Annotated in this window: 18 protein-coding genes and 1 tRNA gene; 11 read left to right on the forward strand and 8 right to left on the reverse strand. The window is 47.0% G+C overall.

Annotated elements, in window-relative coordinates; translation table 11 throughout:
• Nucleotides 1-176: 176 nt before the first annotated feature.
• Nucleotides 177-1,016, reverse strand: a complete 840-nt coding sequence (locus tag D0A37_RS22815; protein WP_242717795.1) for a prephenate/arogenate dehydrogenase — start codon at nucleotides 1,014-1,016, stop codon at nucleotides 177-179.
• 38 nt (nucleotides 1,017-1,054) lie between these two features.
• Between D0A37_RS22815 and D0A37_RS22820 the strand changes: the two genes are divergently transcribed.
• The 6 genes from D0A37_RS22820 (at nucleotide 1,055) to D0A37_RS22845 (ending at nucleotide 7,892) form a co-directional block, all read left to right on the forward strand.
• Nucleotides 1,055-2,617: a pentapeptide repeat-containing protein gene (locus tag D0A37_RS22820; protein ID WP_242717797.1), complete on the forward strand. Its 1,563-nt coding sequence runs from the start codon at nucleotides 1,055-1,057 to the stop codon at nucleotides 2,615-2,617.
• A 96-nt stretch (nucleotides 2,618-2,713) separates the two neighbouring features.
• Nucleotides 2,714-4,276 carry a pentapeptide repeat-containing protein gene (locus D0A37_RS22825; protein WP_242725710.1) on the forward strand — a complete coding sequence of 521 codons (1,563 nt, stop codon included), beginning with the start codon at nucleotides 2,714-2,716 and terminating at the stop codon, nucleotides 4,274-4,276.
• 80 nt (nucleotides 4,277-4,356) lie between these two features.
• Nucleotides 4,357-5,886 carry a pentapeptide repeat-containing protein gene (locus tag D0A37_RS22830; RefSeq protein WP_242717799.1) on the forward strand — a complete coding sequence of 510 codons (1,530 nt, stop codon included), beginning with the start codon at nucleotides 4,357-4,359 and terminating at the stop codon, nucleotides 5,884-5,886.
• A gap of 22 nt (nucleotides 5,887-5,908) precedes the next feature.
• Entirely contained in the window at nucleotides 5,909-7,417 is a 1,509-nt protein-coding gene (locus D0A37_RS22835; protein ID WP_242717801.1) for a helicase C-terminal domain-containing protein, read from the forward strand.
• A 65-nt stretch (nucleotides 7,418-7,482) separates the two neighbouring features.
• Complete coding sequence (locus D0A37_RS22840; protein WP_242717803.1) at nucleotides 7,483-7,695, forward strand: DUF2839 domain-containing protein; 213 nt, start codon at nucleotides 7,483-7,485, stop codon at nucleotides 7,693-7,695.
• A 125-nt stretch (nucleotides 7,696-7,820) separates the two neighbouring features.
• Nucleotides 7,821-7,892 (forward strand) — tRNA-Val (locus tag D0A37_RS22845).
• Between the two features lie 141 nt (nucleotides 7,893-8,033).
• Here the strand turns inward: D0A37_RS22845 and D0A37_RS22850 are convergent.
• From D0A37_RS22850 to D0A37_RS22865, 4 genes are read right to left on the reverse strand one after another with little or no spacing between them, the layout of a single operon-like run.
• Nucleotides 8,034-9,116, reverse strand: coding sequence for a hypothetical protein (locus D0A37_RS22850; RefSeq protein WP_242717805.1), 1,083 nt, complete (start codon nucleotides 9,114-9,116; stop codon nucleotides 8,034-8,036).
• Nucleotide 9,117: 1 nt separating this feature from the next.
• On the reverse strand, nucleotides 9,118-10,755 hold the full coding sequence (locus D0A37_RS22855) for a restriction system-associated AAA family ATPase (protein WP_242717807.1): 1,638 nt from the start codon (nucleotides 10,753-10,755) through the stop codon (nucleotides 9,118-9,120).
• Entirely contained in the window at nucleotides 10,752-12,326 is a 1,575-nt protein-coding gene (locus D0A37_RS22860) for a restriction endonuclease subunit S (protein ID WP_242717809.1), read from the reverse strand. Before D0A37_RS22860 ends, D0A37_RS22855 begins: the two co-directional genes overlap by 4 nt.
• Nucleotides 12,323-13,780 carry a class I SAM-dependent DNA methyltransferase gene (locus D0A37_RS22865; protein WP_242717811.1) on the reverse strand — a complete coding sequence of 486 codons (1,458 nt, stop codon included), beginning with the start codon at nucleotides 13,778-13,780 and terminating at the stop codon, nucleotides 12,323-12,325. The genes D0A37_RS22860 and D0A37_RS22865 overlap by 4 nt, the downstream gene beginning before the upstream one ends.
• 238 nt (nucleotides 13,781-14,018) lie before the next feature.
• Between D0A37_RS22865 and D0A37_RS22870 the strand changes: the two genes are divergently transcribed.
• Nucleotides 14,019-14,969: a nucleotidyltransferase domain-containing protein gene (locus D0A37_RS22870; protein WP_242717813.1), complete on the forward strand. Its 951-nt coding sequence runs from the start codon at nucleotides 14,019-14,021 to the stop codon at nucleotides 14,967-14,969.
• A 45-nt stretch (nucleotides 14,970-15,014) separates the two neighbouring features.
• Nucleotides 15,015-15,776 carry a nucleotidyltransferase domain-containing protein gene (locus D0A37_RS22875; RefSeq protein WP_242717815.1) on the forward strand — a complete coding sequence of 254 codons (762 nt, stop codon included), beginning with the start codon at nucleotides 15,015-15,017 and terminating at the stop codon, nucleotides 15,774-15,776.
• A gap of 183 nt (nucleotides 15,777-15,959) precedes the next feature.
• Here D0A37_RS22875 and D0A37_RS22880 read toward each other — a convergent pair whose 3' ends face one another.
• Nucleotides 15,960-16,745: a DUF8692 domain-containing protein gene (locus D0A37_RS22880; protein ID WP_242717817.1), complete on the reverse strand. Its 786-nt coding sequence runs from the start codon at nucleotides 16,743-16,745 to the stop codon at nucleotides 15,960-15,962.
• 96 nt (nucleotides 16,746-16,841) lie between these two features.
• On the opposite strand from D0A37_RS22880, the gene D0A37_RS22885 reads away from it, so the two are divergent.
• Complete coding sequence (locus D0A37_RS22885; protein ID WP_242717819.1) at nucleotides 16,842-17,093, forward strand: hypothetical protein; 252 nt, start codon at nucleotides 16,842-16,844, stop codon at nucleotides 17,091-17,093.
• An 82-nt stretch (nucleotides 17,094-17,175) separates the two neighbouring features.
• Nucleotides 17,176-17,364 (forward strand): helix-turn-helix domain-containing protein, encoded by a 189-nt coding sequence (locus D0A37_RS22890; RefSeq protein WP_242717821.1) that lies wholly within the window; start codon nucleotides 17,176-17,178, stop codon nucleotides 17,362-17,364.
• A gap of 335 nt (nucleotides 17,365-17,699) precedes the next feature.
• Here the strand turns inward: D0A37_RS22890 and D0A37_RS22895 are convergent, their stop codons facing one another.
• A complete protein-coding gene (locus D0A37_RS22895; RefSeq protein WP_242717823.1) occupies nucleotides 17,700-18,485 on the reverse strand; it encodes a DUF8692 domain-containing protein in 786 nt (261 codons plus the stop codon).
• Nucleotides 18,486-19,010: 525 nt separating this feature from the next.
• Entirely contained in the window at nucleotides 19,011-20,765 is a 1,755-nt protein-coding gene (cobJ, locus tag D0A37_RS22900) for a precorrin-3B C(17)-methyltransferase (RefSeq protein WP_242717825.1), read from the reverse strand.
• Nucleotides 20,766-20,984: 219 nt separating this feature from the next.
• On the opposite strand from cobJ, the gene D0A37_RS22905 reads away from it, so the two are divergent.
• Nucleotides 20,985-24,983 carry a cobaltochelatase subunit CobN gene (locus D0A37_RS22905; protein WP_242717827.1) on the forward strand — a complete coding sequence of 1,333 codons (3,999 nt, stop codon included), beginning with the start codon at nucleotides 20,985-20,987 and terminating at the stop codon, nucleotides 24,981-24,983.
• The last annotated feature ends 49 nt before the right edge of the window (nucleotides 24,984-25,032 follow it).

The raw sequence follows: 25,032 nt of genomic DNA on the forward strand, positions 1-25,032 counted from the left end.
ATTAAAAATTAGTAGGGTGCTCCGCGCGCACCTTACTCTTGTTTAATTTTAAATTCTCAAAAGCCCCGTTCCTAGGCTTCAAACGTTAACACTGGCTTCATTTTAGCGACTACACCAACTATTTGCGCCTCAATCGGAACGTGAATTACTGGTTGAATAGGGTTGTAAATTTTGGCTCACAAGTTGTAATTCTGTCTCGCTTGTTGAGTCTGCTTCAGCTTGTGTTCGAGAGCTTGCCAATTTTCGGCTTCGATATCAGTGATGAACTCGTCAAGACTGTCGCGGTAAATAGAGAGCGATCGCAACAATTCCTCTCGATTGTACTTCGCCACCATCACTCCCAGCTCGGGATTGCCGCCCCCAACGCGGCTCGTGTCCCGAAAACCCGAACTCGCCAAATGTTGGGCTAAATTAACAATATGCCGATCGCCCTCTCGATCGCAGGCAGCAACCAGCGTCGCGCTCGCCATTAGCGGCAAATGAGAAATCCAAGCCACAGCTCGATCGTGCTCTTCCGGCTCACATCGGTAAACTTTAGCACCCAGCAACCGCGCAATTTCCTCAACCTTATCCACCGCAAGCGTCGGCGTCTGGGGAGTCGGCGTCACCACGTAAGGCCGCCCGACAAACAAATCCGACACCGCCGCCTCGATTCCGCTTTCAGCAGTCCCCGCCATCGGGTGTCCCCCCACAAAGTTCGGCCACAGAGAAGACACAGCCTGCACTATGGGTGTTTTTACGGAACCGACATCCGTTACAATAGTATCCCGGGAAAGATAGGGAACCAAGTCTCGGACGATCGGCTCGATCGACCCCAGCGGCGTGCAAATAAAAACCACATCGGCTGCTGCCATTAGAGACAGGTGTATGCTGGCTTCATTGACAACACCACGAGCTTGCGCCCGAGAGCAAGTCTGCTGGCGACTCGAAACCCCAAAAACATTAAACCCGCGCAATCGCAAATCCAGCCCGATCGAGCCACCAATTAAACCTAGTCCTACAATACCGATATTCATAGCAATAAAATGGGGATATTTGATACGGTGCCGCCCCCATGACAGTCGAGGAACTCCTGAAAAAATATGCCGCCGGAGAAAGAAATTTTGCCGGAATCAACCTGACTGAGGCCAACCTCAGCGGCGTCAACTTGAGCGGAGCCAACCTCAAGGGTGCGAATCTGAGTGTAGCAAACCTAAGCGGAGCAAACCTCAGCAAAACCAACCTCACAGGTGCCAAACTCAACATCGCCAGACTCAGTGGCGCCCATCTAGGTGGCGCCGACCTCACCGACGCCGACCTCAACGTCGCTTATCTAGTGCGAGTTGACCTCAAAAAAGCCATACTCATAGGAGCGAAACTGATCAGAGCCGAGCTCATTCGAGCCGAACTCAGCGGCGCCGACCTCAGCGGCGCAAACCTCAGCGGCGCCACCCTCACCGAAGCCACCCTTCGAGGAGCCAACCTCGCTCAAGCCAACCTTCGAGGCGCTCATCTCAGCGGCGCGTGCTTGACAGAAGCCAACCTCGAACAAGCCAACCTGCAAGGAGCCGACCTTAGCCGGGCCGACCTCAGCGGCGCCGACTTGCGAGGCACAGAACTGAGACAAGCCAACCTTACTCAAGCCGTACTCAGCGGCGCCGACCTCAGCGGCGTCAATTTGCGTTGGGCCATCCTCAGCGGCTGCAATCTCCGCTGGGCCGACCTCAGCGAAGCCAAATTGAGCGGTGCCGACCTCAGCCGAGCCGACCTCTGCCACGCCAACTTGCTGAATGCCAGCTTAGTTCACGCCGACCTGTCAAATGCCTATCTGATCCGCGCCGACTGGATTGGAGCCGACTTAACCGGAGCCACCTTAACCGGAGCCAAACTCCACGCAGTTTCGCGACTCGGCATCAAGACCGAAGGCATGACCTGCAAGTGGGTTGATCTCAGCCCCAACGGCGACCACAGCCAAATTTACTGGTTGAACTCTGGAGGAACGCAGGACTTTTTTCACGAAACCTTGCCCACAGTTCGGATTGTGATTGACTCGCCCTTAGACCAAGGCGCTCATTTTGCACTAGCTGCAACTTATTACCAAATTGCCCAACAATACCCGAGTTTAAGTCAGCCTCCCACTATCGAAGTCAGCTCCAGGCGCACCGTACTCGCCTTTAAAATGGACAGCGACGATAAATTATTTGCCACCGCTTACGTTGCCATCATTCCTTTTAACGACGCTGCCATCACTCAAAAAAACCTAATAGCTTTGATGAAAATGATTCAATCCCACGATGCAGGAAAACTTAGCGTCAAAGAATCTAAACACGTCCAGTTATGCAGCAAAGCTCTCAACCAAGCTATTAGCAAAGTAGACCAAATCAAAATTTCCAGTTCTTTTCCAAAAATCGGCGAAAGCATCAATTTTTTTCAAATTCCAACACAAATGAGCTTAATTAATTCCCGCGATCAAAGACTCAGCGTATATCACCACCCTGCCTTCGGGAAGCGCCTGATTAAAAAATACGAGCCAAGTAACTTACCATCTGGTAAGTTAGCCGAAAGCACAAAATTGGCTCAAGCTAATATCACTAGCATTTTGGATTTTATAAAAGGCTTCCACAATATAGATGTCTAGGCATATTGCATCAAGTTACAAAAAATGCTTATTCTAGTTTAAAGGTTGGCACAACAAAGCTTTGTTCTAGCTAACACATCAGGGAAATTGAAAAGCATGGATGCCGAAGAACTCATCACCAAATATGCCGCAGGAGAAAGAGACTTTTCTGCTATCCTCCTTTGTGAGGCAAATCTCAGCAGGATCGATCTCAGCGGGGCTAATTTCAGTGAGGCAATCTTGAGCCTCACCAACATGAGCGGCACCAATTTGTCAAACGCCAACATGAGAAAAGCCAAACTCAATGTTGCCAGACTCAGCGGTGCTAATCTCTACAAAGCTAACCTCAGCGGCGCTATCCTCAACGTGGCTAACTTGATTCGAGCCGACCTCAGAGAAGCCCAACTCGTCGAAGCTACAATGATCAGATCCGAACTGATCCGAGCAGACCTCAGCAGTGCAAACTTGAGCGGTGCAAATCTCAGCGAAGCAGATTTGAGAGAAGCCACCCTTAGAGAAGCCAATCTAGAGCAAGCCGACCTCAGCGGGGCCCACCTTAGAGGCGCTTCCCTAACAGCGGCCAACTTGGAACGGGCCAACTTGCACAGAGCCGACCTCAGCAGAGCAGACTTGCGAGGAGTCAACCTCTGCAATGCCGAACTCAGACAAGCTAATCTGTCTCAGGCCAACCTTAGCGGCGCTGACTTGCGAGGCGCTAATCTCCGGTGGGCTGACCTCAGCGGGGCGAACCTGACCGGCGCTGACCTCGATGAAGCGAGATTGAGCGGGGCCAACTTGTACGGAGCAAATTTGAGCAATGTCAATCTGTTGAACGCTACTCTGGTACACGCGGATTTGACTCAAGCTAATTTGATTCACGCTGATTGGGTGGGCGCAGATTTGACGGGGGCGGCCCTGACGGGGGCAAAAATTTACGCGGTGTCGAGGTTTGATGTGAAAGCAGATGACATTACCTGCGATTGGGTTGACCTCAGTCCTAACGGCGATCGCAGCCACATTCAGCGCTTTACCCCAGAAGAATCTCAAAGGTTTTTCAACGCTACACCGCCGACAGTTCAAATTATTGTCGATCGACCCCTCGACCCCGATGCTAACTTTGTCCTCGCGGCTACCTACCGCCAAATTGCCCGTCAATACCCTGGTTTGAGCCATCCTCCCAGTATCCAAGTTAATTCCAGACGCACAATCATATCATTTAAAATAGAGCAGGACGAGCAACTATTTCCCACAGCTTTCGTTGCGATTATTCCCTTTAGTGATGCAGCATTTACTCAGAAAAATTTGATTACTCTGATTAAGATGATTCAACCCCAAAGTGGTAATAACCTGGGCGTGAGAGTCTCAAATATGGTAGTGCAATTAAACGTAGCTCTGACCAAAACAATGAGAAAAATAGGTGAAATGAAAATTCAGCCGATTCGCCTCGATCGCGAACCGATGTCCAGTTTTTTCCAATCGCCTACCCAAACTGTACTGGCTAACTCCAGCGCCGAAAATTTGATGATTCACTATCACCCAGACTTTGGCAGAAACTTGACCAATTTGCCGGGAGTCAACAAAACCTCTATCAGTCCTGCAATTAAAGCCCAAAGATTTACCACCCCGCCGCTAAATACGGTCATTGAGTTTGTCAAAAGCTTTTATCAGCTCGGTGAGTAAATACTATAAATTAATTTGATATCCTTTCTCTTCATGCCATATAAAAGTTAGCTCATTGCCATTTCATTCAAGTAAAAAAAATGCAAGCTGAAGAACTGCTCAAACGATTTGCACTCGTCAAGAGATACACAGAAGGTGACAGAGATTTCACAGGAATCAACCTGAATGAAGCTAATCTCAGCCGCATCAACCTCAGCCAATCAATTTTAAGGCGGGCTAGCTTATTTGTCACCAACCTCAGCGGCGCTAACTTGAGCGAAGCTAACTTGAGCGAAGCTAACCTGAATGTGGCTAGACTCAGCAGTACCAACCTCTCGCGGGCAATCTTAAACGGGGCTACTCTCAACGTATCAAACTTAGTGAGAGCCGATTTAAGTGCAGCTCAATTAATCCGAGCATCCCTGATTAGAAGCGAATTAGTCCGCTGCGAGCTCAGCAAAACTAACTTCAGCGGCGCTAACATGACTGAAGCAGATTTAAGAGAGGTAAAACTGACTGAAGCTAACCTGTGCGGTGCTAATCTTTCCGGTGCAAATCTCAGAGGTGCTTCGGCTTCTTCAGCTAACTTTCAAGAAGCTAACTTGCATGGCGCGGATTTGGCGAAAGCAGAACTTAGTGGCGTCAATTTGAGCAATGCTGATATGAGGCAAGCTTCTTTGCAACAGGTGAATCTCAGCAGAGCCAATTTGAGCGGAGCTAACCTCAAATGGGCTGATTTGACGGGAGCTAACCTCAACGGCGCCGATCTGAGCTGTGCTAAATTGAGCGGAGCTAACCTTAACGGAGCAGATTTAAGAAATACTAATTTAGCAAGTGCTAGTTTCGTTCACGCGGATTTGACAGAAACAAATTTGATTAATGCTGATTGGGTGGGCGCTGATTTGAGGGGAGCAACTTTAACAGGAGCAAAACTGTATTTAGTTCCTCGGTGTGGTATCATTGCAGATGATATTACTTGCCAGTGGATTGACCTCAGCCCGGCTGGCGATCGCACTCAGATTCAACAATTTAATTCGCCGTCAGAATCGAGAAAATTTTTCAATCACACGCCTGGGTTAGTGCAAATTGTGGTTGACGCACTTTTAGACTACTCAGCAAACAGCACTTTAGCAACAGCTTACAGCGAAATAGCTCGGCATTACCGGGCTATGAAGTTTCCTCCTAATATTGAAGTCGGCTACCGCCGCACAACTCTAACTTTTAGATTGGAGAGCGATGAGCATTTATTGCCAGCAGCTTTTTTAGCGATTCTTCCTTTTAAGGATGCTGTACAAACTCAGAGAAATATTATGGTTATCGGCCAAAATATCGAAAGTCAAAATTTGGAGGAGAAACGAATAGTGCAGTTGCGTGAAGCATTGAGTGCAGCTACAAATAAATTAAATGAGTTGATAAATTTTGTCTCTAATATATCAGGGGTTAGTCAACCAACAAAGTTTTTTGAGTCACCTACCCAAACTATTTTAATTAGTTCGGGACAGGAGAGTTTGATTGTGAATTCTCACGGGAATTTTGGGAAGGGAGGGGCGACTCATCAGGAGAGTAAATTCAGTTTGCCTCTCGGTCAAAAAGTAGTTGATTTTCTGGCGAGTTTTGATTATGTTGAGTGAGAAATATCAATTTTAAAACCGCTTGATTGAGGTAGAAGTCCACAACTCATTGCTCCGCTTCCTGCGATCGAACTCCGAGCCGCACTGGCCACACCATTTAACGATGGCGCGGCTCGTGGCGCGGGCTTTGCGCTTGGGGCGCAGCGCTCTGATCCAAACAGGGCTTCCCGCTGGAGCTTACCGACAGCGGTATCGAGTTAGCTATTTGATGCCGATTTTGATGTGGCCGGAGCCTGTGATTTTAGTGGCGCCGACACCGCTGATTGAGCATTTGAGAGCAGTGGAAATTCCGCGTTTGCAAGAGTGGCTGCAAACAGAGGGGTCGATCGAGACTTATTCGGATCGTGCCACTGGACGAGGATTGATGCTAGCAGATCCGCAGTCTTGGCTGGCGGCTCGCTTGGCGGGGAATTCGCAACTGCACAGGAATATTCCGACAATTATCGACGGTGTGGATGACTTGGAAGTTTGGACGCGCCAGCAATTGACGGCGGGTTTGCAACCGGCTGATTGGAATGATTTAATGCAATCTCAGCCTTTGGAAGCCGATGCAATCCTCCAAGGGCGGGTAATGCTAACGCGGGCTTTCTTTCGGCATCCGGCGAAACCTGAGGAGTGCTATTTGCTGGAAACGGCAGAGCAAAATATTTTGCAGGGGCTGTTTGAAAAAATCGAGCCAAACCCCCTCATTCCGGCTGCTTGGAGCAATTTTTGGCAGCGGTGGGAAACAAACGGAAAACTGCGGTGGGCGGAAATTCATCGGGAGGCTGGGTCATTTTCTCTGTACTGCGCGCCGGTGCAGGTGGGAGAGGTTTTGAGCAAAATTTGGGACGATCAGCCCGTGGTGTTGATTGGTGGGGCGGTGGATGTGGAACCGAAGGCTCCGATTTTCCGAGAAATGCTGGGACTTCCAGAATTGACGAGCGTTAAGTTTTCGCCCGATCGACAAAGCGAATTAATTCAACTGTACATTCCCAACTGGCTGCCGCTGCCAAATACGCCGGAATTTCAGGGTGTTTTAATAGAAGAAATTCGGACTTTGCTGTTGATGAGTGTGTCGGTGGCGGGTTTAACGGTGCTGATTGTTGGTGATGTACCGCTGAAGGCTCGGCTGGCGGCAATTTTGGCTTCTGAGTTCGGTTCTCGGGTGCAGGTAGAAAAGACTGATGTGGGCGAGAATGCGATTTTGGTGACTGGGTGGGAGTTTTGGCGGGAACATCAGGGGGAATTGAGGGCGCCTCACTTGCTGGCGATCGCAACTTTGCCGCTACCTTCTTTGGAGAATCCTTTGGTGACGGCGCGTGTGGCTTATTATAAGGAACGGCGCAAGGATTGGTTTCGGTTGTATTTGCTGCCGGCGGCGCTGAATGAGTTGCAACGGGCGATCGCGCCGGTGCGAGAACGTCAAGGGGTGGTGGCGATTTTTGACAGTAGGGTGATTCACCGCAGTTATGGACAGCAGGTTTTAGCGGCTTTGAGTCCTTTTGCGAGGATTGATTATTTGGATACGACTTGGCTGACGCAGGCTTGAGATCACCTGTTGGCGTATAATTTGGTTAGGTATCCAGTTGAAATCTAATTTAGTAGACAAAGATTATGGGTGAAGCTAAGCGTCGCAAAGAGTCGATCGGCGACGAATACGGTAAAGAAGGACGCATCGTTTCCTGGCTGCCAATCACGAAAACCCAAAGCGAAGATTTTGTGAAGTGGACAAGTCGCGGAAGCTGGATCGGGATTAGCGTTTTGGTGGCTTGGTGGGTGCTAGTGCGATTTGTCGGCCCCGCGGCGGGTTGGTGGCAGGTTAACTGATGCCAGACTCGACAAATGCCTGTATTCTTGGCATTGTGTCGAGTTTAACTCGGAAACCAGTGGCTGAATTTTTAGGAAAATTTTAGTTGCGAATTTGGACTTGGTATGGTATCTTAGTTATCTGCGGGCAATTAGCACAGTGGTAGCGCACTTCCTTCACACGGAAGGGGTCACAGGTTCAAATCCTGTATTGCCCATATTTTTCTTTGGTAGACTGACAAATTAAATGTCATTGTTGATACATGGATGTCGTCAAGACAAATTAGATGTCGTTATGACAAGAGGTTGAAGTTTCTCTGTATCCTCTTGGACGTTACCTAAAGTTATGAAAGAGGCAATCATTTCTTAGTTGGCGGTATCAGCACATTCCTAATAAAGGAGATGAGCCTTCGATCGCCGTTATTGCAATGTGTGTGCAGCATTCGGAATACAGCAGCTTTTAAGAAAGCTCGATCGCTAATTCCCATTTCCTCATATAAAGTTGCATAACGATCGATCCCATCCACCAATTCTTGGTCAGAAAATTCTTGGTCAGAATTAGGTAGAATGTTTGCTGATTTACACCAATGCTTAAAATCATCGAGCCAGCTCTTGAATTTGGGATCTAGCACGTCTTTTTCATATCGTTCTCGGATGTGGAACACCTCATCCCAAGTAAGTACCTCTTCGGTGTTCTGCTCAAACTCGATTTGCCATCTTGGTACTTGACCAGTTGTTGTAACTGTGCCAGCAAAAGGCTGACTGTTTTCGAGAGAGGGTCTGATTCCTATACAGTTATATGGATCAAACGACTTGCGACGAGTACCGTCATCCCTAGTGAGAATGTCTTTAGCGAGCTTGTAGCGAGAATTGCATTTATTGCCCATGGGAACAAGGTTACGCAAATTTGAAGCAGCAAATGGGTATTTGCTTTCTGCCAGGTAATGATCCAATGCCTCGCGGGGTACTCTTGGTGCATCAAAGTTCTCACACCCGCAGAAAGGACATGTGTGAGACGGAACTGCATCATAAATCTCTTTGTAATGCTTATCACGAATTTCCAGATCAGTGAGAAGTTTAAACGCAAATTCAAAAAGTTCTTTCACTGGTTCACGAATAAGTGTTGGCAGGTCAGTGATAGCCTTACAGTTACGCTGGCAAGACAAGAGAAGAGCAATCTCATTTTGGTCATGGAGCGCTTGAAGAATTCGTTCTTGTTCTGCGATTGTAAGCTGTTCCACTGCTATCTGGTAAGTCTTCAACCTGTCTTTAAGTCCTGTACGTTTTTGCAGTCTGTTGCGATATGGGTCTGGAATAATTTCAGGCCATGGTGGCGGCGTTTTTGCTGCCTGTATACTGGCATGAATTGAACACAGAATCTCGCACAAGCACTCGTGGAGCCAGTTTGCCGCTGTTGCTGAAATGGGATAGCCAAAAAGCATCCTACACCCCATCCCTATTTGTTAGCTGCCGCGCTCGATCGGCAAGAAATGCTTTCTCGACAGAATCACCTAAATGCTGCATCCCTACCCTGATGTCTTCGGGATTTTCACTTTCCATAAGCCTTTTAATCTCATCATGAGCAACGTCCGAGATAGGCGGACGGATGTTAAAGCATTCCTCAATTATCGTGCCAAATGTATTGCCGAATGTTTCAATATTGGGATTTTCGACTTGAATCTTCCCTTCTTCGTCTTTGCTGAAAATAAAAACTTTCTCTCTGTGCAGATCTGAGGGAACGAAGGGCGAGTGTGTGGTCAGCAAACACTCTTGTTCAGTAGCTTTTGAAGATTTTCTGCGATCACCATCTTTCGTAGGTAGATCGAGTATTCGGGAAATGAACTTCACCCGCCATAGCGGATTGAAATGCGACTCAGGCTCATCCAGCAAGAAAAGCACATTAGCAGATGACAACATACAGAATGTTCCCAGAATCTGCCCAAGCTGATGTTCGCCATCAGAAAGCGATACATAGTCTACCTCTTTACCAACCCTTTTGGCCTTAAACATAACCCGTTCAAATCGGAAAACCTTATCCTCATCTTGAGGTTCTGGAAGACGTGAAGCAAACCTTCTTTCTTTAGTCTCTTTCTGAAATCGCTTGCGTGTCTCCCTCGGAAGTGCCAAGTCATTTAACATTGCAAGCTTGTGGAATGACGAGTATAAATCGAGTGTGTTGTTCCAAAAGGCTCGAAACGCTTCCCTCGTGTGGTCATTAATCCAATAGTCAAAGGTGTACGTTTCTGTCTGTTCTTCATAAGTGTAGCAAGTGGCACAGCGTTTGAGATGGTCGAGATATTTTTCCAGTTCTTTAGTGAGTTGCACTCCTTTTCGACTGTTTTGTGAGCCTTTTCTGCTTGGAAGTTTCGGAGCCGCCCTGTGTGCAAGTTGCACTATGCAACGAAATGAATGCAGGTCTTTTAGTTGCGCGTCCTGTAACAGAGCCACCCACTGTGGAGCATCACCCAACAAAAGGTTAGCCACAAGAACCTCAAGATGTGTTCCATAATCGATCAGCATTAATCTAGTATCGGGAATAGGCCTATCGCGCATTGCTGCGTTCAATGCTCCTCCACCCACTTCGTCTGCATATCCACTACGGCTAACTAAGAATGGTAGGCTGAGTGTTTCATTATCACCTGATGTATAGCCAATAATCTTTTCAGGCAATAATGCGCGAGTCTTAGGATCGTTTAGGTCACAGTCTATCCACTCGTATTCCTCTTCATCTCTCCGCTCAATAATAAGGGTCGGACGCTTTCTACCACTGGCTTTCCGTGAAATGCGGACGCGGACAGGTAGCTGCTCATCGTCTGGGTGAATGAGGTATTCAAGCTCGAATTGCAGGTCAGGATTTCCTTCAAGACGTTCCTCCTCGCTAATGCACTTGTGGAACACACACTGAAAAATCTCTGCTAGTACCTGCAAAAACTGAGATTTACCTGCACCATTCGGCCCAATTAGACATAGAGGATCGAACGCGGAATAGTCACTCAATGGGCTTCGTAACCGTAAGTCGAGCCCATCAAGTAACCCGCCGCAGGTTTTAGCTGAAATGATATGAACCCTTAAAAGCTTCATTTGCCCGGCCGAACGAAACGCATCGTTTGCTCCTCTCTATCGAAGACTTGCGTAAGACTCGGCTCGGCTTCACTGAGGAGTGCGAACAGGATGTCCTTGAGTGAGTCGTAATCACCAGAGATGTTTTCACGCAGTTCATCAAATGAAAACTTGTCCTTGGGTAATTGGCTAATTGCTTCCTTAACAGATTCTTCGGTCATCTTGGTCATGGTTTGTTTTCTAGAAGCCTGGGATCTCTTTGGTTTGGCTGGTTGTGCTGCTCGTTCAGCACGAATCCCTTCCAACAACACCGACGCTGGTTCATCGTTGGGGTCTTGGGGCACCAGTTCGCCACGAAAAGCTTTAGTTAAAAGTGCGGGTGTCAAACGATCTACTTGGGTGCGGGCGGCTTGATAACGAGCTTCGAGGCGATCGGCATAAGCCAATAATGCTTCGGTGCGGCGAACGATCTCTGCTTGTTCTTCTATAGGTGGCAGTTCAAACTGAAATGCTGCTAGCTTCCTCGCATTGATATTTGACTGACTGATAGCATCAGACTTAACCTGCCAGCAGTAATCGCGTCCTGCTGGGCTGTTGAGGCAGTAGTTAAGATAGTCAGGAAGTAGATCGGCACTACAACGAACACGAATCAGGTAGCCTGCATAGATAGCTGGTCGCTCGCCTTTATAGACTGCTGTCTTGCCCACTAATTCAGGACTATTGGTTCGATTAAATAGTACATCTCCAGTGAGCAATTGGTATTTCTCGATCTCCTTTATATCAGAAGTGAAGACCAGATTATTCCAATCTAGTTTGGCATCTTGAATATTACCCATACGTAATACGGGAACAGAACCTGATGGCGATGACTTGGCGGATGAGCCATAGCTAAACTCTAATGCAACATCCTCAAGCGAAACCCAACGTACTATCTTGTTAATGCTTTGCACGTCCCGCCAATCTTCCGTAAGCTGCCCTGATGTTGCCGCAGCAAGGATAGCTTGGCGGAAGCGTTTGAGGATACTGGGAATGCGGTCGAGCCTCTCTCGACAAGCATCTACCCGCGCAAGTAGAGCATCGAGCTTATCAGCGATGCGTTTTTGTTCGTTGAGGGGAGCGATCGGAATCTGTATAGAAGCGATGGCTAGCCGACTAAGTTCTATTTGATTCGTTGTACCAGTAGCAAGACTCGAAATGTTTTCTTGGATTTCAGGGCTTTGAATCCAGGAAAACAAGAAACGAGGCTCTATTGCTGCCTGGTTGGGTCTGACAATAGTGACGTGGCTGTCTACGACCTTTGGTGGTTCTACGTCGCGTTGCGTGACTAAACATGCTCGTCCAATTGTTCCTGTACCCGTGCTGTTCCAAAGTACATCCCATATGCGGATAAACCGCTCCGGTGTCCAGAGATCGAACTGAGCGGGATCAACGTATTTAAGATGTTCCTGTTGAATACCGAACCATCGGATCGCTCTTTGATTTACCACCGGAAGACTGCTGTGATGGGTATATTTCGGCGACTTGCCACGAGATATGTATTCGGTGACATCGGCGAGCGTTGCTGTTACCCATCCTGGAGGTTGTTTGCTCACACTTCTACCTCCTCACCCAACTCCTCCAGAATTCCGCGCAGTTGTTCCATCGCGGCTTCCAGTTCACCGATCGCTTCTTGTGCGAGTGCTGCTGGTTCAGGCAGTTCATCAGTTCCGCCTTCGCTTTCATCATTGAGCCAAGAAATGTCCAGACTGTCACCAAGTTCTGCTATCGAGTCGCGGGTAAATTTTCTGAAACGCCCTTGCTCCCCAGTATCTACACGCTTGGCAAGACTCGCAGGGCTACCGAATGCGTCATCGCCAAAGGCAACTTCAAACTCGACAAAGTGCTGGCGGGTGAGTTGGGTGCGCTTGCCAAACTGCGACATATTGGTACGCAGGTCGTATACCCAGACTTCTTGGGTGTTACCTTTTTCCTTCTTGCCACGAGTAAAAAACAAGACATTAGTCTTAACTCCCTGTGCGTAGAAGATGCCAGTCGGTAGGCGCAGGATAGTATGTAGATTACACTTGTCCATCAAGTCAGCGCGAATCTGCTTCCCCGCATTGCCATTGAACAGTACATTGTCAGGCAACACCACCGCAGCGCGACCACCCGGCTTGAGACCTTGGTATATGTGTTGCAGGAAGCAGAACTGTTTATTGGTGGTAGGAAAAGTAAAATCCTTGCGAGTAGGGAAGCCACCCCCTTTCTTGGAACCGAAGGGTGGATTGGAGAGAATTAGCGTTGCTTTTGGCAAGGCTTCTCCCTCCGGCGAGAGCGTATCGCCGTAGCGAATACCAGCCCCTTGTGGGTCAAATTCAATTCCATGCAACATCAAGTTCATTAATGCTAAATGGTGCGTGTCCTGCACATGTTCCATACCGTAGAAAGTGTTGCGGCGGTATTTGCGTTGCTGTTTTTCTGTCCAGTTATCTGGATCGCTGTTTTCGCGTATGTAGCGATTAGCCGCAATCAAAAAGCCGCCCGTACCTGCTGCCGGGTCTTGAATAATGTCTTCTAGCGTAGGACGCATGATATGCACAATGCTATCGATCAGCGGACGGGGTGTGAAGTATTGACCAGCACCGGACTTCTTTTCATTAGCATTCTTCTCCAGCAGCCCTTCATACACATCGCCCAGACCTTCCTGTTTGGCGCTGTACCAGTCAAGCTTATTAATCTCAGTGACCAGTGTAGAAAATGTGGTGGACTTTTTGATGGAGGAACTAGCATTAGAAAAAATTTCTTTAACGAGTGTAGAACCGCGATTACCAAGGTGGATCAACAGCAGCTTGTAGAACTCCAGGCGCTCAAGTGCGGCTTTACCTTTTAGGTCATCCCAGCGATAACCGTCTGGAAGTTGGTTCTCCGTGCTGGTCTCCTTGGCCATCTTCAGGAACAGCAGGTACGTGAGTTCGATTACGTACTGGTGATAGGTCACTCCGTCGTCCTTGAGGACGTTACAGAGATTCCAGAGTTTGGCAACGATGTCGTGGGTGATGTTATTCATAAGCAAAGTTATTGTACCTCTTGCTCTGCTCAGGCAACAGGTTTTTGCCCCAGTTTAGGGAAATTAAAACTCGTCCATTCGTTTCCCACATCCCAGAAATAACGTCATATCCCCATTACTTACAAAAGCAAAGGCGCGAAAACTCTGGTGCTTCTTAATTTTCGTTACTTAGTACCCTTATATACTACACATATGCTACACTAACATTGTAGCTCGTGCCCCCGCAGGAGGTTTCCTCATGGCAAATGCCAATATTCCTCAAAATTTCAACTTAATCATCCCCGCAGGAACCCAAATTGTCACCAAAATCGAGGTCAAAAACCCCGCCAGTGACCAATCTTGGAAACCGGGATTAGTAGGCGTCATCGTTCAATCGCCTACGGACAATTCCCACGCATATTTAGTCAAACTCCCAGACGGAACAGAAGTTAGTCTGCGGCGGCACGAACTCAGCATCCGCAAGCAGTTTCAGAGCGAAGGATTGCAGTCAGGAGGAGATTTTCTTGCAGAATACAACCTCTATGATTCTGTAATTTACCGCTGCATTCTTGGTTCGAGAGCTTATGGTCTTGATAACGAGCAATCTGATACAGACAGACGCGGGATTTACCTGCCGCCCGCAATACTTCATTGGTCGCTTTACGGCATCCCAGAACAATTGGAAAACAAGGAAAATCAGGAATGCTATTGGGAACTGCAAAAGTTTTTAATCTTGGCACTAAAAGCTAATCCAAATGTGCTAGAATGTTTGTACACGCCTTTGGTAGAAACGGTTTCTCCGGTCGCACAAGAATTGCTGGAAATTAGGGAAATCTTTCTTTCTCAATTGGTTTACCAAACTTACAATAGCTACGTTTTATCTCAATTTAAAAAAATGGAGCAAGACCTCCACAATACCGGGGAAATTCGTTGGAAGCACGCGATGCACTTAATTCGCTTGTTGCTGTCAGGAATTACGGTGCTAAAGGAGGGGTTTGTGCCTGTTCGGGTGCAGGATTATCGATCGCAACTTTTATCTATTCGCAACCAAGAAATATCCTGGGATGAGGTGAATCGCTGGCGGTTGAGTTTGCACGGTGAGTTCGATCACGCTTTTGCTGCAACTAAATTGCCAGAACGTCCTAATTACGAGAAAGCGAATCTGTTTTTGATTAAATCTCGCAGAGGTGCGATCGAAATCGGATCTTGAAATCGCTTCTTGTGAAACAAAGCCCGCCTGCATGGACTGGAATAAATGACAGAATACCTCTCGAATCTCGCCCAAATTATCTCGGTTCAACCTTATCCGCTGCTGTTTGCGACTGTCAGCGGTTCGCATTTATACGGCTTTCCTTCCGCCGATTCTGACTTCGACTTGCGGGGAGTACACATCTTACCGCTACCGAAAGTAATTGGACTGATTTCTGCAGAAGAAACGATCGAAGTTTCGGAAGTTCGGGATGGAATGCAACTCGATTTAGTAACTCACGACATCAAGAAATTTTTTGAGTTGCTGTTGAAGCGCAACGGCTACGTCTTGGAACAACTGTATTCGCCGCTCATAGTTTACAGTACAAAGCAACACGAGGAATTAAAGGATATCGCCTCGAACTGCATTACCAAGCACCACAGCCACCACTATCTGGGTTTTGCTAAAACTCAATGGAAATTGTTTGAGAAAGAACGCCCGCGTCGGGTTAAGCCGCTGCTGTATGTTTACCGGGTGTTGCTAGCTGGGATTCACTTGATGCAAACGGGGGAAGTCGAAGCGAATTTGGTGAAACTTAACGAGAAGTTCGAGTTGTCGTATATTCCTGATTTGATTGATCGCAAGCTGGCTGGGGAGGAAAAATCAGTGCTGGAAGATACAGATATTGAATTTTATCAGCAAGAGCGCGATCGGCTAATTAATATATTAGAAGATGCAAGTTTTACAAGTCATTTGCCGTCAAATCCTCATGCAAAGGTTGCTCTTAGCGATTTTCTGGTAAAGGTGAGGATGTCATCTGTGAAGTAAGCTGTTCCACCTCTAATTAGTCTTTTCGTGCAGCAAGCAGCCTATATATTAGTCGTTGTGTGCGCTGGCGATCGCAGAACCTCCAGTCCCGCGCGCATCAGTACCAAAGAAACCGGGTTTTTTATCCTGAGCAAAGGGGATAATGCAGCATTTTCGTCTACATTAAAGCCGGTTTTAAGTGATTCACTTTAATAGATTTGTGTGGGCTGGTTCGCTAAGGGCAGGTAGGCCGATATTTTGATAGTCGGTAGCTTGTGAGTTTTTTCCTGGGATGTAAATATTCCAACCTACGCCGCCTAAATATGTCTTGATATATGAAATCAAGGCGTGGATAAATACAACGATGCCAAGCATTTCTAATGACTCTTCAATGGTGGTTACTAGGGCGTAGGCTAGACTCCCCTCCCCCGTTGTAGAAGATAGGTATCCGCCTAGCATTTCCATCCCGATTCCTCCTCCAATATAAAGAGCGCAGGCTGCAACAAACAATTTTTTTGTAGAAACCGGAAGGTGGAACACAAACTTACTATAGGATAAGAGAAATATCGCTACCAGAAAACCGATCGGCACAACCCAAGTAAAGTAAAGAAATCCTGAGGCATTTAGCAGGCTTCGCATCGGCTCCATAAGCTTTTCGTGCAAACTCCCCGCTTCGTCTAAACATAGAAATAAAAATATGAATGATAAAATTTTCCAGTGATTCTTGTAGGGATCGCTATCCAAATTTTTCGCATTGGCGATCGCGCCCAGCAAGAGAGAACTAAACAGCAGTGCCAAACATGAGTATAAGGTTGGAACGTTTTTCTCGGCATCCAGGTTGAAGGCTTTTGCAAAGAAGTTTGCCCACTTGACCTCTGGCAAGAAGTACACACTCATCTGACTTAAGAAAGATAGTACAACTAGACAGGCCACCAGTCGAAGCAAAAATTGGGTTACAGCCCCAGGAGTTAACGCAATTTGAGATTTCATATTTTTTTTAACCTTAGTTTAACATATGTTTAAGGAAAGCGTATCAATAAGCCAAAAACATTCTCTATACCTAAAGATAGAGAAGACTCCGGGAGAATGTCAAGGAAAGCAGCCCAGGTAGAAATTGGAGTTGGGAGCCAGAAGCCAGGAGCCATAAGGAAAGAGGAAGAAAGAAGGAGCCAGAAACAAGGAGCCAGAAGCCCGGAGCCAGAAGAAGTGTTTTTACAAATTGGAGATGCTCCCGAATACTCCTCCGGGTGGAGGCAATCTTTTTGTTACCGTAGAATTATCGTAGGATTAAGGAATTTAGCAGACCTCGATCGCCTTCTATTTACTCTGAATATATAATAATAAAATATTTACTGAGAAGTAAATTCCAGCAGATTCCATGTATATAGGATGCACTGTATGTAGTACATCAGCGAAAAAAATGAAACCTTATTCGAGCGATTTTGGTGAGGAAATAGTTAAAATCTATGCACAAGGTGATACATCAATTAGGAAATTAGCCACTCGATTTGAGGTGAGTAAAGGGTTTGTTCAAAAAATTTTAAAACACAAACAAACGACTGGTCATGTTCAGCCCAGAAAACAGGGTGGAAGCCCCAAAACTGTGTGACACTCGCGCAGAACTGAATTGACCCAGAGGGTAAAAAAATATCCGGATAGCACGTTGTCAGAATATTGTGAATATTGGCTTATGAACTACAAGGAAGCTATCAGTCCTAGCATGATGTGTCGTGAACTAAAAAAACAAAATTTGACGCGGAAAAAAGACCATACGCAGTAGCCAGTCGGCCACTGAAAGAGTGCAAACTTATATGTGTGAATTATTGGGAGAAAGTGAAAAAAATTGACCCTGACAACTCAGTACCAAAGAAACCGGGTTTTTTATCCTGATCAAAAGCCATAATGCAGTATTTTCGTCGTCCATTAAACCCGGTTTTAAGTGATTCACCTTAATAGATTTGTGTTGGCTGGTTCGCTAAGGGCAGGTAGGCCGATATTTTGAGGCTCGGTAACTTGTGAGTTTTTTCCTGCTATGTAAATATTCCAACTTACGCCGCCTACATATGTCTTGATATATGAAATCAATCCGTGGATAAATACAACGATGCCCAGCATTTCTAAAAACTCTTCAAGGGTCGCTACTATCAGGTAGGGTACACTCTCCATTCCCATGGTAGAAAATAGGTATCCCCCTGGAAGTTCCATCCCGATTGCTCCTCCAATATAAAGAGCGCATGCTGCAACGAATAATTTTCTTGTGGCAACAGGAAGGTGGAACACAAACTTACTATAGGATAAGAGAAATATCGCTACCAGAAAACCGAACGGCACAATCCAAGTAAAGTAAAAAACTCCTGAGGCATTTAGCAGGCTTCGCATCGGATTTATAAACTTTTCGTGCAATTGACCAGCTTCGTCGAACGATAAATATAGAAATATGAAGGATAAAATTTTCCAGTGATTCTTGTAGCGATCGCTATCCAAATTTTTCGCATAGGCGATCACACCCAGCAAGAGAGAACTAAACAGCAATGCCAAAAAAGAGTAGAAGGTGGGAAGGTTCCGCTCGGCATCAACGTTAAATATTTTTGCAACGTACTCTATCAACGGGTAGTCCGGCAAGTAGTACAGACTAATCTGACTTAAGAAAGAGAGTACAGCTAGACAGGTCACCACTCGAAGCAAAAATTGGGTGACAGCCCCAGCAGCTAAAGGAATTTGGAATTTCATGCTTTTTTAACAGTTTTCTTAATCTTTGTTTAAGGGGATCTTATCAAAAGAAAAAAAAAACTCGGTCTACCCCAAGACAGAGAAGACTCTTCCGGGTGAAGACCCTCTTTTTGTAACCGTAGGATTATCGTAGGATTAAGGAATTTAGCAGACCTCGATCGCCCTTGATTTTATCGTGACCATAAAAAAACATTTTTGTTTCCTGAGGAGTAAATTATATCTCTCCCAAAATGAAGCTGAAACCCTTACTAGGGTTGAGTCTAGTTCTAAATTCGCTCGATGTCTGCCAGAAAAACTCGGCTTCCGCAAGCCGAGATCCCTGATTACCGAGGATTTCTGTAATCAAAGGCGATTACTGATCAATCGAGAGTGACAACTATGAGATGAAATAAGAAGTCGATCGCGATCGAGTGATTCAGCACCATTTGTTAACCTAGACTCCCCCCAGCGAGAGCAAAATATTTTATTGTCAAAGTCAATTAGCTTTCAGTCAATTGCTGATTTCCTAAGTTTTTGCTGCTTTACTTATTTTTCATACCTGCGCGGCGTGTAAACCCAAACATCTCCATATTTGCGGGGAATAATCCGAGTTTGACTCGAACCGACAATCACTAAAGTTCTCATGTCGGCGTCTTGCGGCTGGAATTCGCCGAGGGTGCAAACCCGCACAGATTGACCGGGCCGGCCGAGGTTTCGCCCCAATATGACGGGGGTTTTAGCATCGCGACTTTGCAACAAAATCTCGATCGCCCTTGAGAGTTGCCAAATCCGCTGTTTCGAGATCGGATTGTAAAATGCGATCGCGAAATCTGCGATCGCAGCAGCGGAAATCCGCTGTTCAATGACCTCCCAGGGCTTGAGAATATCCGAAAGCGAAATCACGCAAAAATCGTGTCCGAGGGGTGCTCCGATCGCAGCAGCGGCCGCCTGCATGGCTGAAATGCCCGGTGCTACCCGAATATCGATGCCTTGCCATTCGGGTTTGGCATCAAAGTCGATCGCCTCAAACACTGCCGCCGCCATCGCAAAAATACCCGGATCTCCCGACGAAACCACGGCTACAGATTTGCCGGATGCTGCTAAATCTAGGGCAAAACGGGCGCGATCGATCTCTTCGCGGTTGTCGGAATCGTGCCGCTTTTGTCCTTCCCGCAGGGTTCCGGCTAAGTCGAGATAGAACTTGTAACCCACCCAATCCGTGGCTTCGCGCAGAATTTCCTTAACCTCCGGCGACATCCAGGGCGCGCCACCAGGGCCCGTACCGACGATCGCGAGTTTGCCGCGACTAAATCCGATCGCGTTAGCATTTATGGGTTCGGCGGTCAGGGCGATCGCGCAATTCAGGGATAAAGTGCGATCGCATTCGATTAACTGACTGTTTGCACCTGCTGCTGTTAGGGCAATTTGTGCAGCCTGATTTTCGATGAATTCAATAGAGTTTAATTCGACAAGTTCGGAGAGATTGAAAAAGCGGACGGGGACTTTAAAATATTGTGAAAGTGCTTCAAGTGCCGGATTTCCCATCTCATGTTTTAATGCAAAAAATCCAGCAACAGAAGCTGCTGCTAAATTGGTTTTTGCCAGTAATTCCTGCACGCAATACAGGGCTATTTCTGGCTGAATATTCGATAGGTTCGCGAGTGCAACTGCTGCAATTTGCGGATGGTAAACCAAACAATCGGGCGTTGGCGCAATTGCTTTTTCGGTGACGCGGATAGTTAATTGGGCGTCGGGGGCGATCGGCAAATTGCTCTCGGAAAGCCAGCTTGCAGCACCTTCTAGGCGTACTTTTGCCCCGGCGAGCAAATTTGAAATAAAAGTCTTCGCATCTTCTGGATTCGCCAAATAATAGCCTTGGGGAGGACTCAGCAAGGCGGTGCGAAACCGAATATCTCCGGTGGTGGTAATTGCAGGTTGTACGCCTAGGGCTGCTGCAATCTCTCTGGCCAAATCATTAACGCCGTGCAAACCGCCCAGCAGCGGTACGACGGCGCTTCCGTCTTCTGCGACGGCTAAAACTGGCGGTTCGGCGCGTTTGTCTGACAGCAGCGGGGCGAGGGTGCGGATGATTATTCCGGCGGCGCAGATGGCGATGATTGGGGTTTCTGTTGCAAATAATTCCCGCAATGTTTCGCCGAAGTTGCTAAAGTTGATGTCTGTGTCGTTCGTGCGATCGATTAAACCGTAAATCTGGGAACCGGGGAAATGTGCGGAGATTTTTTTGGCGATCGGCAGGCTGTTTTGACCTAATATGATAATGGCGGGAGGAATTCGCTTCACTGTTTTAATTATGCTTGTGTTTGGATTGGTTTGATTATTTTAATCTTTTGTTACTTTCAGAATAAATATTTGACGAACCGCGAAGGCGCGAAGGGCGCGAAGGAAGAGTAAGAGGTGAAGCAAGAAGTTTTTCTGTTTTATTAGGGGCACAGGCATCTTGCCTGTGATTTTCTGCAATTAGTCTATCATTAAAAGAAGCAAATATTTCGAGGTAGGGCTGTGAAACGCATTGTTTTAATTGCAGGGTTTGAATCTTTTAATGCTGATTTGTACCGCAAAGCTGCCGAGTTGGCTGTTTCTGGGTGTCAGGGATTGGAAGTACGGGTTTTTAGCGATCGGGCCCTCGCAGATGAACCCGATGCTGTAGCAGCCGCCCTCTCTAATGCTGATGTGTTTTTCGGGAGTTTGCTGTTTGATTACGATGCGGTAATGTGGCTGCGAGAAAGGGTGCAACATATTCCAATTCGCCTGGTTTTTGAGTCTGCTTTGGAATTGATGAGTCTTACTCAAATTGGCGCTTTTAAAATTGGCGACAAGCCGAAGGGAATGCCGAAACCGGTTAAGTTTATTCTGGATAAGTTCAGCAATGGGCGAGAAGAAGATAAGCTGGCTGGTTATATCAGCTTTTTGAAGGTGGGGCCGAAGTTATTAAAATATGTGCCGGTGCAAAAAGTCCAGGATTTGCGTAACTGGCTGATTATTTATGGTTACTGGAATGCGGGCGGGGCGGATAATGTTGTCTCGATGTTTTGGATTATTGCCGAAAAGTATTTGGGGCTGAAGGTTGCAGAAATTCCGCCGCCTGTGGAAACTCCCAATATGGGTTTGTTGCATCCTGATTATAATGGTTATTTTGAATCGCCTCGGCAATATTTGGATTGGTATCTGAGTCATCAAAGTGCTAGGGGCGGGCAAGATGCCCGTTCCACAAAAGAGGCTAGACATCTTGATAGAAAGGGTTATAACGGGCAAGATGCCCCTTCCACAAATTTTGAGACTAATTTGTCGGAAAATTCTGACCAGGTTTCTAACGGGCAAGATGCCCGTTCCACAAAATTTGGAACCAATTGGTTCCCTAATTTTAAGCAAGTAAAATCCCCTGTTGTGGGCATCTTGCTTTACCGCAAGCACGTTATCACCAAGCAGCCTTATATTCCTCAATTAATTCGCTATTTTGAAGATGCGGGAATTGTGCCTTTGCCGATTTTTATCAATGGCGTTGAAGGCCATGTGGCGGTGCGGGATTGGATGACGACTGCTGATGAAACGGCGCGCCGAAAACAAGGCAATATTGAAACTCTTTCGCTTTCTAAAGATGCTGTGGAAGTTGATGCGATTGTTTCTACTATTGGCTTTCCTTTGGTTGGCGGGCCTGCTGGTTCGATGGAGGGTGGAAGGCAGGTGGAAGTTGCTAAGCGGATTTTAACTGCTAAAAATGTACCTTATTTTGTGTCCGCACCTCTGCTGATTCAGGATATCCATTCTTGGACTCGTCAGGGGATTGGGGGTTTGCAAAGTGTGGTATTGTATGCTTTGCCTGAGTTGGATGGCGCGATCGATCCTGTTCCCCTGGGCGGTTTGGTGGGTGAGGATATCTATCTGGTGCCCGATCGCGCGAAACGCCTGACAAGTAGAATTAACAATTGGGTGAACCTGCGCCAAACTCCGCCATCTGAAAGGAAAATTGCGATTATTCTCTACGGGTTTCCTCCCGGTTACGGTGCGGCGGGTACGGCTGCTTTATTAAATGTACCGAAATCGCTGCTAAATTTCCTGCACAAACTTCAAGCAGCAGGTTATACAGTTGGAGAAATTCCGGCAGACGGTGAGGAGTTAATTCGCAGGGTGAAAGAGGCGGATGAACCTACTTGTGACGGGCAAGATGCCCGTACCACAAAAGAGACTGTTAATGTCAAAACTTTAGAAAAATGGCTGGGCTATCTGTTAACAAGTCGTATCGAAAAACAGTGGGAATCTCTGACTGGTACTGGCATTAAGACAGACGGCGACGAGTTCCTAATCGGTGGCATTCAACTGGGGAATGTTTGGATAGGTTTGCAGCCGCCGCTGGGAATTTCTGGCGATCCGATGCGCTTAATGTTCGATCGCGATTTGACGCCTCACCCTCAATACGCTGCTTTTTACAAGTGGCTGCAAAATGATTTGCAAGCCGATGCTGTGGTTCACTTCGGAATGCACGGCACTGTTGAATGGTTGCCCGGTTCTCCTCTGGGAAATACGGGCTATTCTTGGTCGGATATTTTGTTGGGAAGTTTGCCGAATCTTTATATCTATGCTGCCAACAATCCCTCGGAATCGATGTTAGCAAAACGGCGCGGTTACGGTGTTTTGATTTCTCACAATGTGCCGCCCTACGGTCGCGCTGGCTTGTACAAGGAATTGATGGCTTTGCGGGATTTGATTGCGGAATATCGGGAAGATACGGCCAAGAATTATGTGCTGAAAGAGGCTATTTGTAAGAAAATTTTAGATAGCGGTTTGGAGGCGGATTGTCCGTTTGATGAGGCTCGCCAGTTGGGGATTGCTTTTAGTTTTGAGAATGTGGGAATGTTCAGTGCTGATGCTTTTAATCGCTATTTGGTGAAGCTTTACGAGTATTTGCAGGTGGTGGAATGTCGTTTGTTTTCTTCGGGTTTGCACGTTCTCGGGGAACCGCCTAATTCTGAGGAAATGACCTCTTATCTAGAGGCTTATTTTGGGGATAGGTTGTCGGAGGAACAGGTGAAAGCAATTGTTTCGCAAGCAAGCACAGGCAAGATGCCTGTGCCACAAACAAGCACAGGCAAGATGCCTGTGCCACAAGCAAGCACAGGCAAGATGCCTGTGCCACAAGCAAGCACAGGCAAGATGCCTGTGCCACAAGAGGGGTTTGGTGGGGTTTTTGAGGAGGGTTTGTTAGTTAGAGATTTGTTGTTGCAAACGACGGATGAGTTGACTAATCTTTTGCGCGGTTTGAATGGGGAATATATTCTGCCTGCACCGGGTGGGGATTTGTTGCGGGATGGGGCTGGAGTGTTGCCAACTGGTCGGAATATTCACGCTTTAGATCCTTATCGAATGCCTTCTCCGGCGGCTTATGAAAGGGGGCGCGAAATTGCTCGGAAAATTATTGAGAAGCACCTTGAGGAACAGGGGAATTATCCTGAGACTGTGGCGGTGATGTTGTGGGGTTTGGATGCGATTAAAACACGGGGCGAATCTATTGGAATTCTGCTGGAATTGGTGGGGGCTGAACCTCTGAAAGAGGGAACAGGCCGCATTGTTCGCTATGAATTAAAACCGTTAGCTGATGTCGGTCATCCCCGGATTGATGTGTTGGGAAATCTTTCGGGGATTTTCCGTGATAGCTTTGTGAATATTATTGAATTGTTGGATGATTTGTTTGTGCGGGCGGCGGATGCTGATGAACCGGAATCGGAGAATTTTATTCGCAAACACGCTTTAATTTTGCAGGGACAAGGTGTGCAGAATTATTCGGCAAGGTTGTTTTCTAATCCGGCTGGGGATTTTGGTTCTTTGGTTAATGATCGGGTTGTGGATGGTAGTTGGGAATCGGGGGATGAGTTGGGGAAAACTTGGGAAAGTCGCAATGTTTTTAGTTACGGGAGGAAGGATAAGGGGGAAGCGAGGCCGGAGGTTTTGACGCAGTTGTTGCAAGGGTGCGATCGCATAATTCAAGAAATTGATTCTGTGGAATACGGTTTGACTGATATTCAAGAGTATTATGCGAATACTGGCGGTTTGAAGAAAGCCGCAGAAAAGCAGCGTGGCAAAAAGGTTAACACGAGTTTTGTAGAAAGTTTTTCTCAGGATACCACTCCGCGCAATTTAGAAGATTTGCTGCGCTTGGAATATCGAACTAAGTTGCTAAATCCTAAGTGGGCTAACGCGATGGTCAATCAAGGTTCGGGCGGCGCTTATGAAATTTCGCAGCGCATGACGGCGTTAATTGGTTGGGGCGGAACGGCTGATTTTACTGATAGTTGGGTTTACGATCAAGCGGCTGATACTTATGCTTTAGATCGGGAAAGGGCGCAGAAGTTGCGGGAGGCAAATCCTGAAGCTTTTCGCAATATTGTCGGCAGAATGTTGGAGGCTAACGGGCGAGGTTTTTGGCTGCCGGATGCGGATAAGTTGCAGCAGTTGCGCGAGTTGTACGAGTTGACTGATGAGAAAATTGAAGGGGTGACAGTGTAGTTTTTTTAGTCTAAATATTTAGGGGCGGGCTAGAAGCCACCCCACAATA

It is taken from the genome of Microcoleus vaginatus HSN003, from assembly GCF_022701255.1.
Classification (GTDB): domain Bacteria; phylum Cyanobacteriota; class Cyanobacteriia; order Cyanobacteriales; family Microcoleaceae; genus Microcoleus; species Microcoleus vaginatus_B.

Bases quoted from the DNA above. Each gene is read 5' to 3' on its own strand.
- D0A37_RS22820 (WP_242717797.1), top strand. From the start codon at position 1,055: ATGACAGTCGAGGAACTCCTGAAAAAATATGCCGCCGGAGAAAGAAAT.
- D0A37_RS22830 (WP_242717799.1), top strand. From the start codon at position 4,357: ATGCAAGCTGAAGAACTGCTCAAACGATTTGCACTCGTCAAGAGATAC.
- D0A37_RS22870 (WP_242717813.1), top strand. From the start codon at position 14,019: ATGGCAAATGCCAATATTCCTCAAAATTTCAACTTAATCATCCCCGCA.
- D0A37_RS22855 (WP_242717807.1), bottom strand. From the start codon at position 10,755: ATGAAGCTTTTAAGGGTTCATATCATTTCAGCTAAAACCTGCGGCGGG.
- D0A37_RS22815 (WP_242717795.1), bottom strand. From the start codon at position 1,016: ATGAATATCGGTATTGTAGGACTAGGTTTAATTGGTGGCTCGATCGGG.
- D0A37_RS22890 (WP_242717821.1), top strand. From the start codon at position 17,176: ATGAAACCTTATTCGAGCGATTTTGGTGAGGAAATAGTTAAAATCTAT.
- D0A37_RS22880 (WP_242717817.1), bottom strand. From the start codon at position 16,745: ATGAAATCTCAAATTGCGTTAACTCCTGGGGCTGTAACCCAATTTTTG.
- D0A37_RS22865 (WP_242717811.1), bottom strand. From the start codon at position 13,780: ATGAATAACATCACCCACGACATCGTTGCCAAACTCTGGAATCTCTGT.
- D0A37_RS22840 (WP_242717803.1), top strand. From the start codon at position 7,483: ATGGGTGAAGCTAAGCGTCGCAAAGAGTCGATCGGCGACGAATACGGT.
- D0A37_RS22875 (WP_242717815.1), top strand. From the start codon at position 15,015: ATGACAGAATACCTCTCGAATCTCGCCCAAATTATCTCGGTTCAACCT.
- D0A37_RS22885 (WP_242717819.1), top strand. From the start codon at position 16,842: ATGTCAAGGAAAGCAGCCCAGGTAGAAATTGGAGTTGGGAGCCAGAAG.
- D0A37_RS22825 (WP_242725710.1), top strand. From the start codon at position 2,714: ATGGATGCCGAAGAACTCATCACCAAATATGCCGCAGGAGAAAGAGAC.
- D0A37_RS22850 (WP_242717805.1), bottom strand. From the start codon at position 9,116: ATGCTTTTTGGCTATCCCATTTCAGCAACAGCGGCAAACTGGCTCCAC.
- D0A37_RS22895 (WP_242717823.1), bottom strand. From the start codon at position 18,485: ATGAAATTCCAAATTCCTTTAGCTGCTGGGGCTGTCACCCAATTTTTG.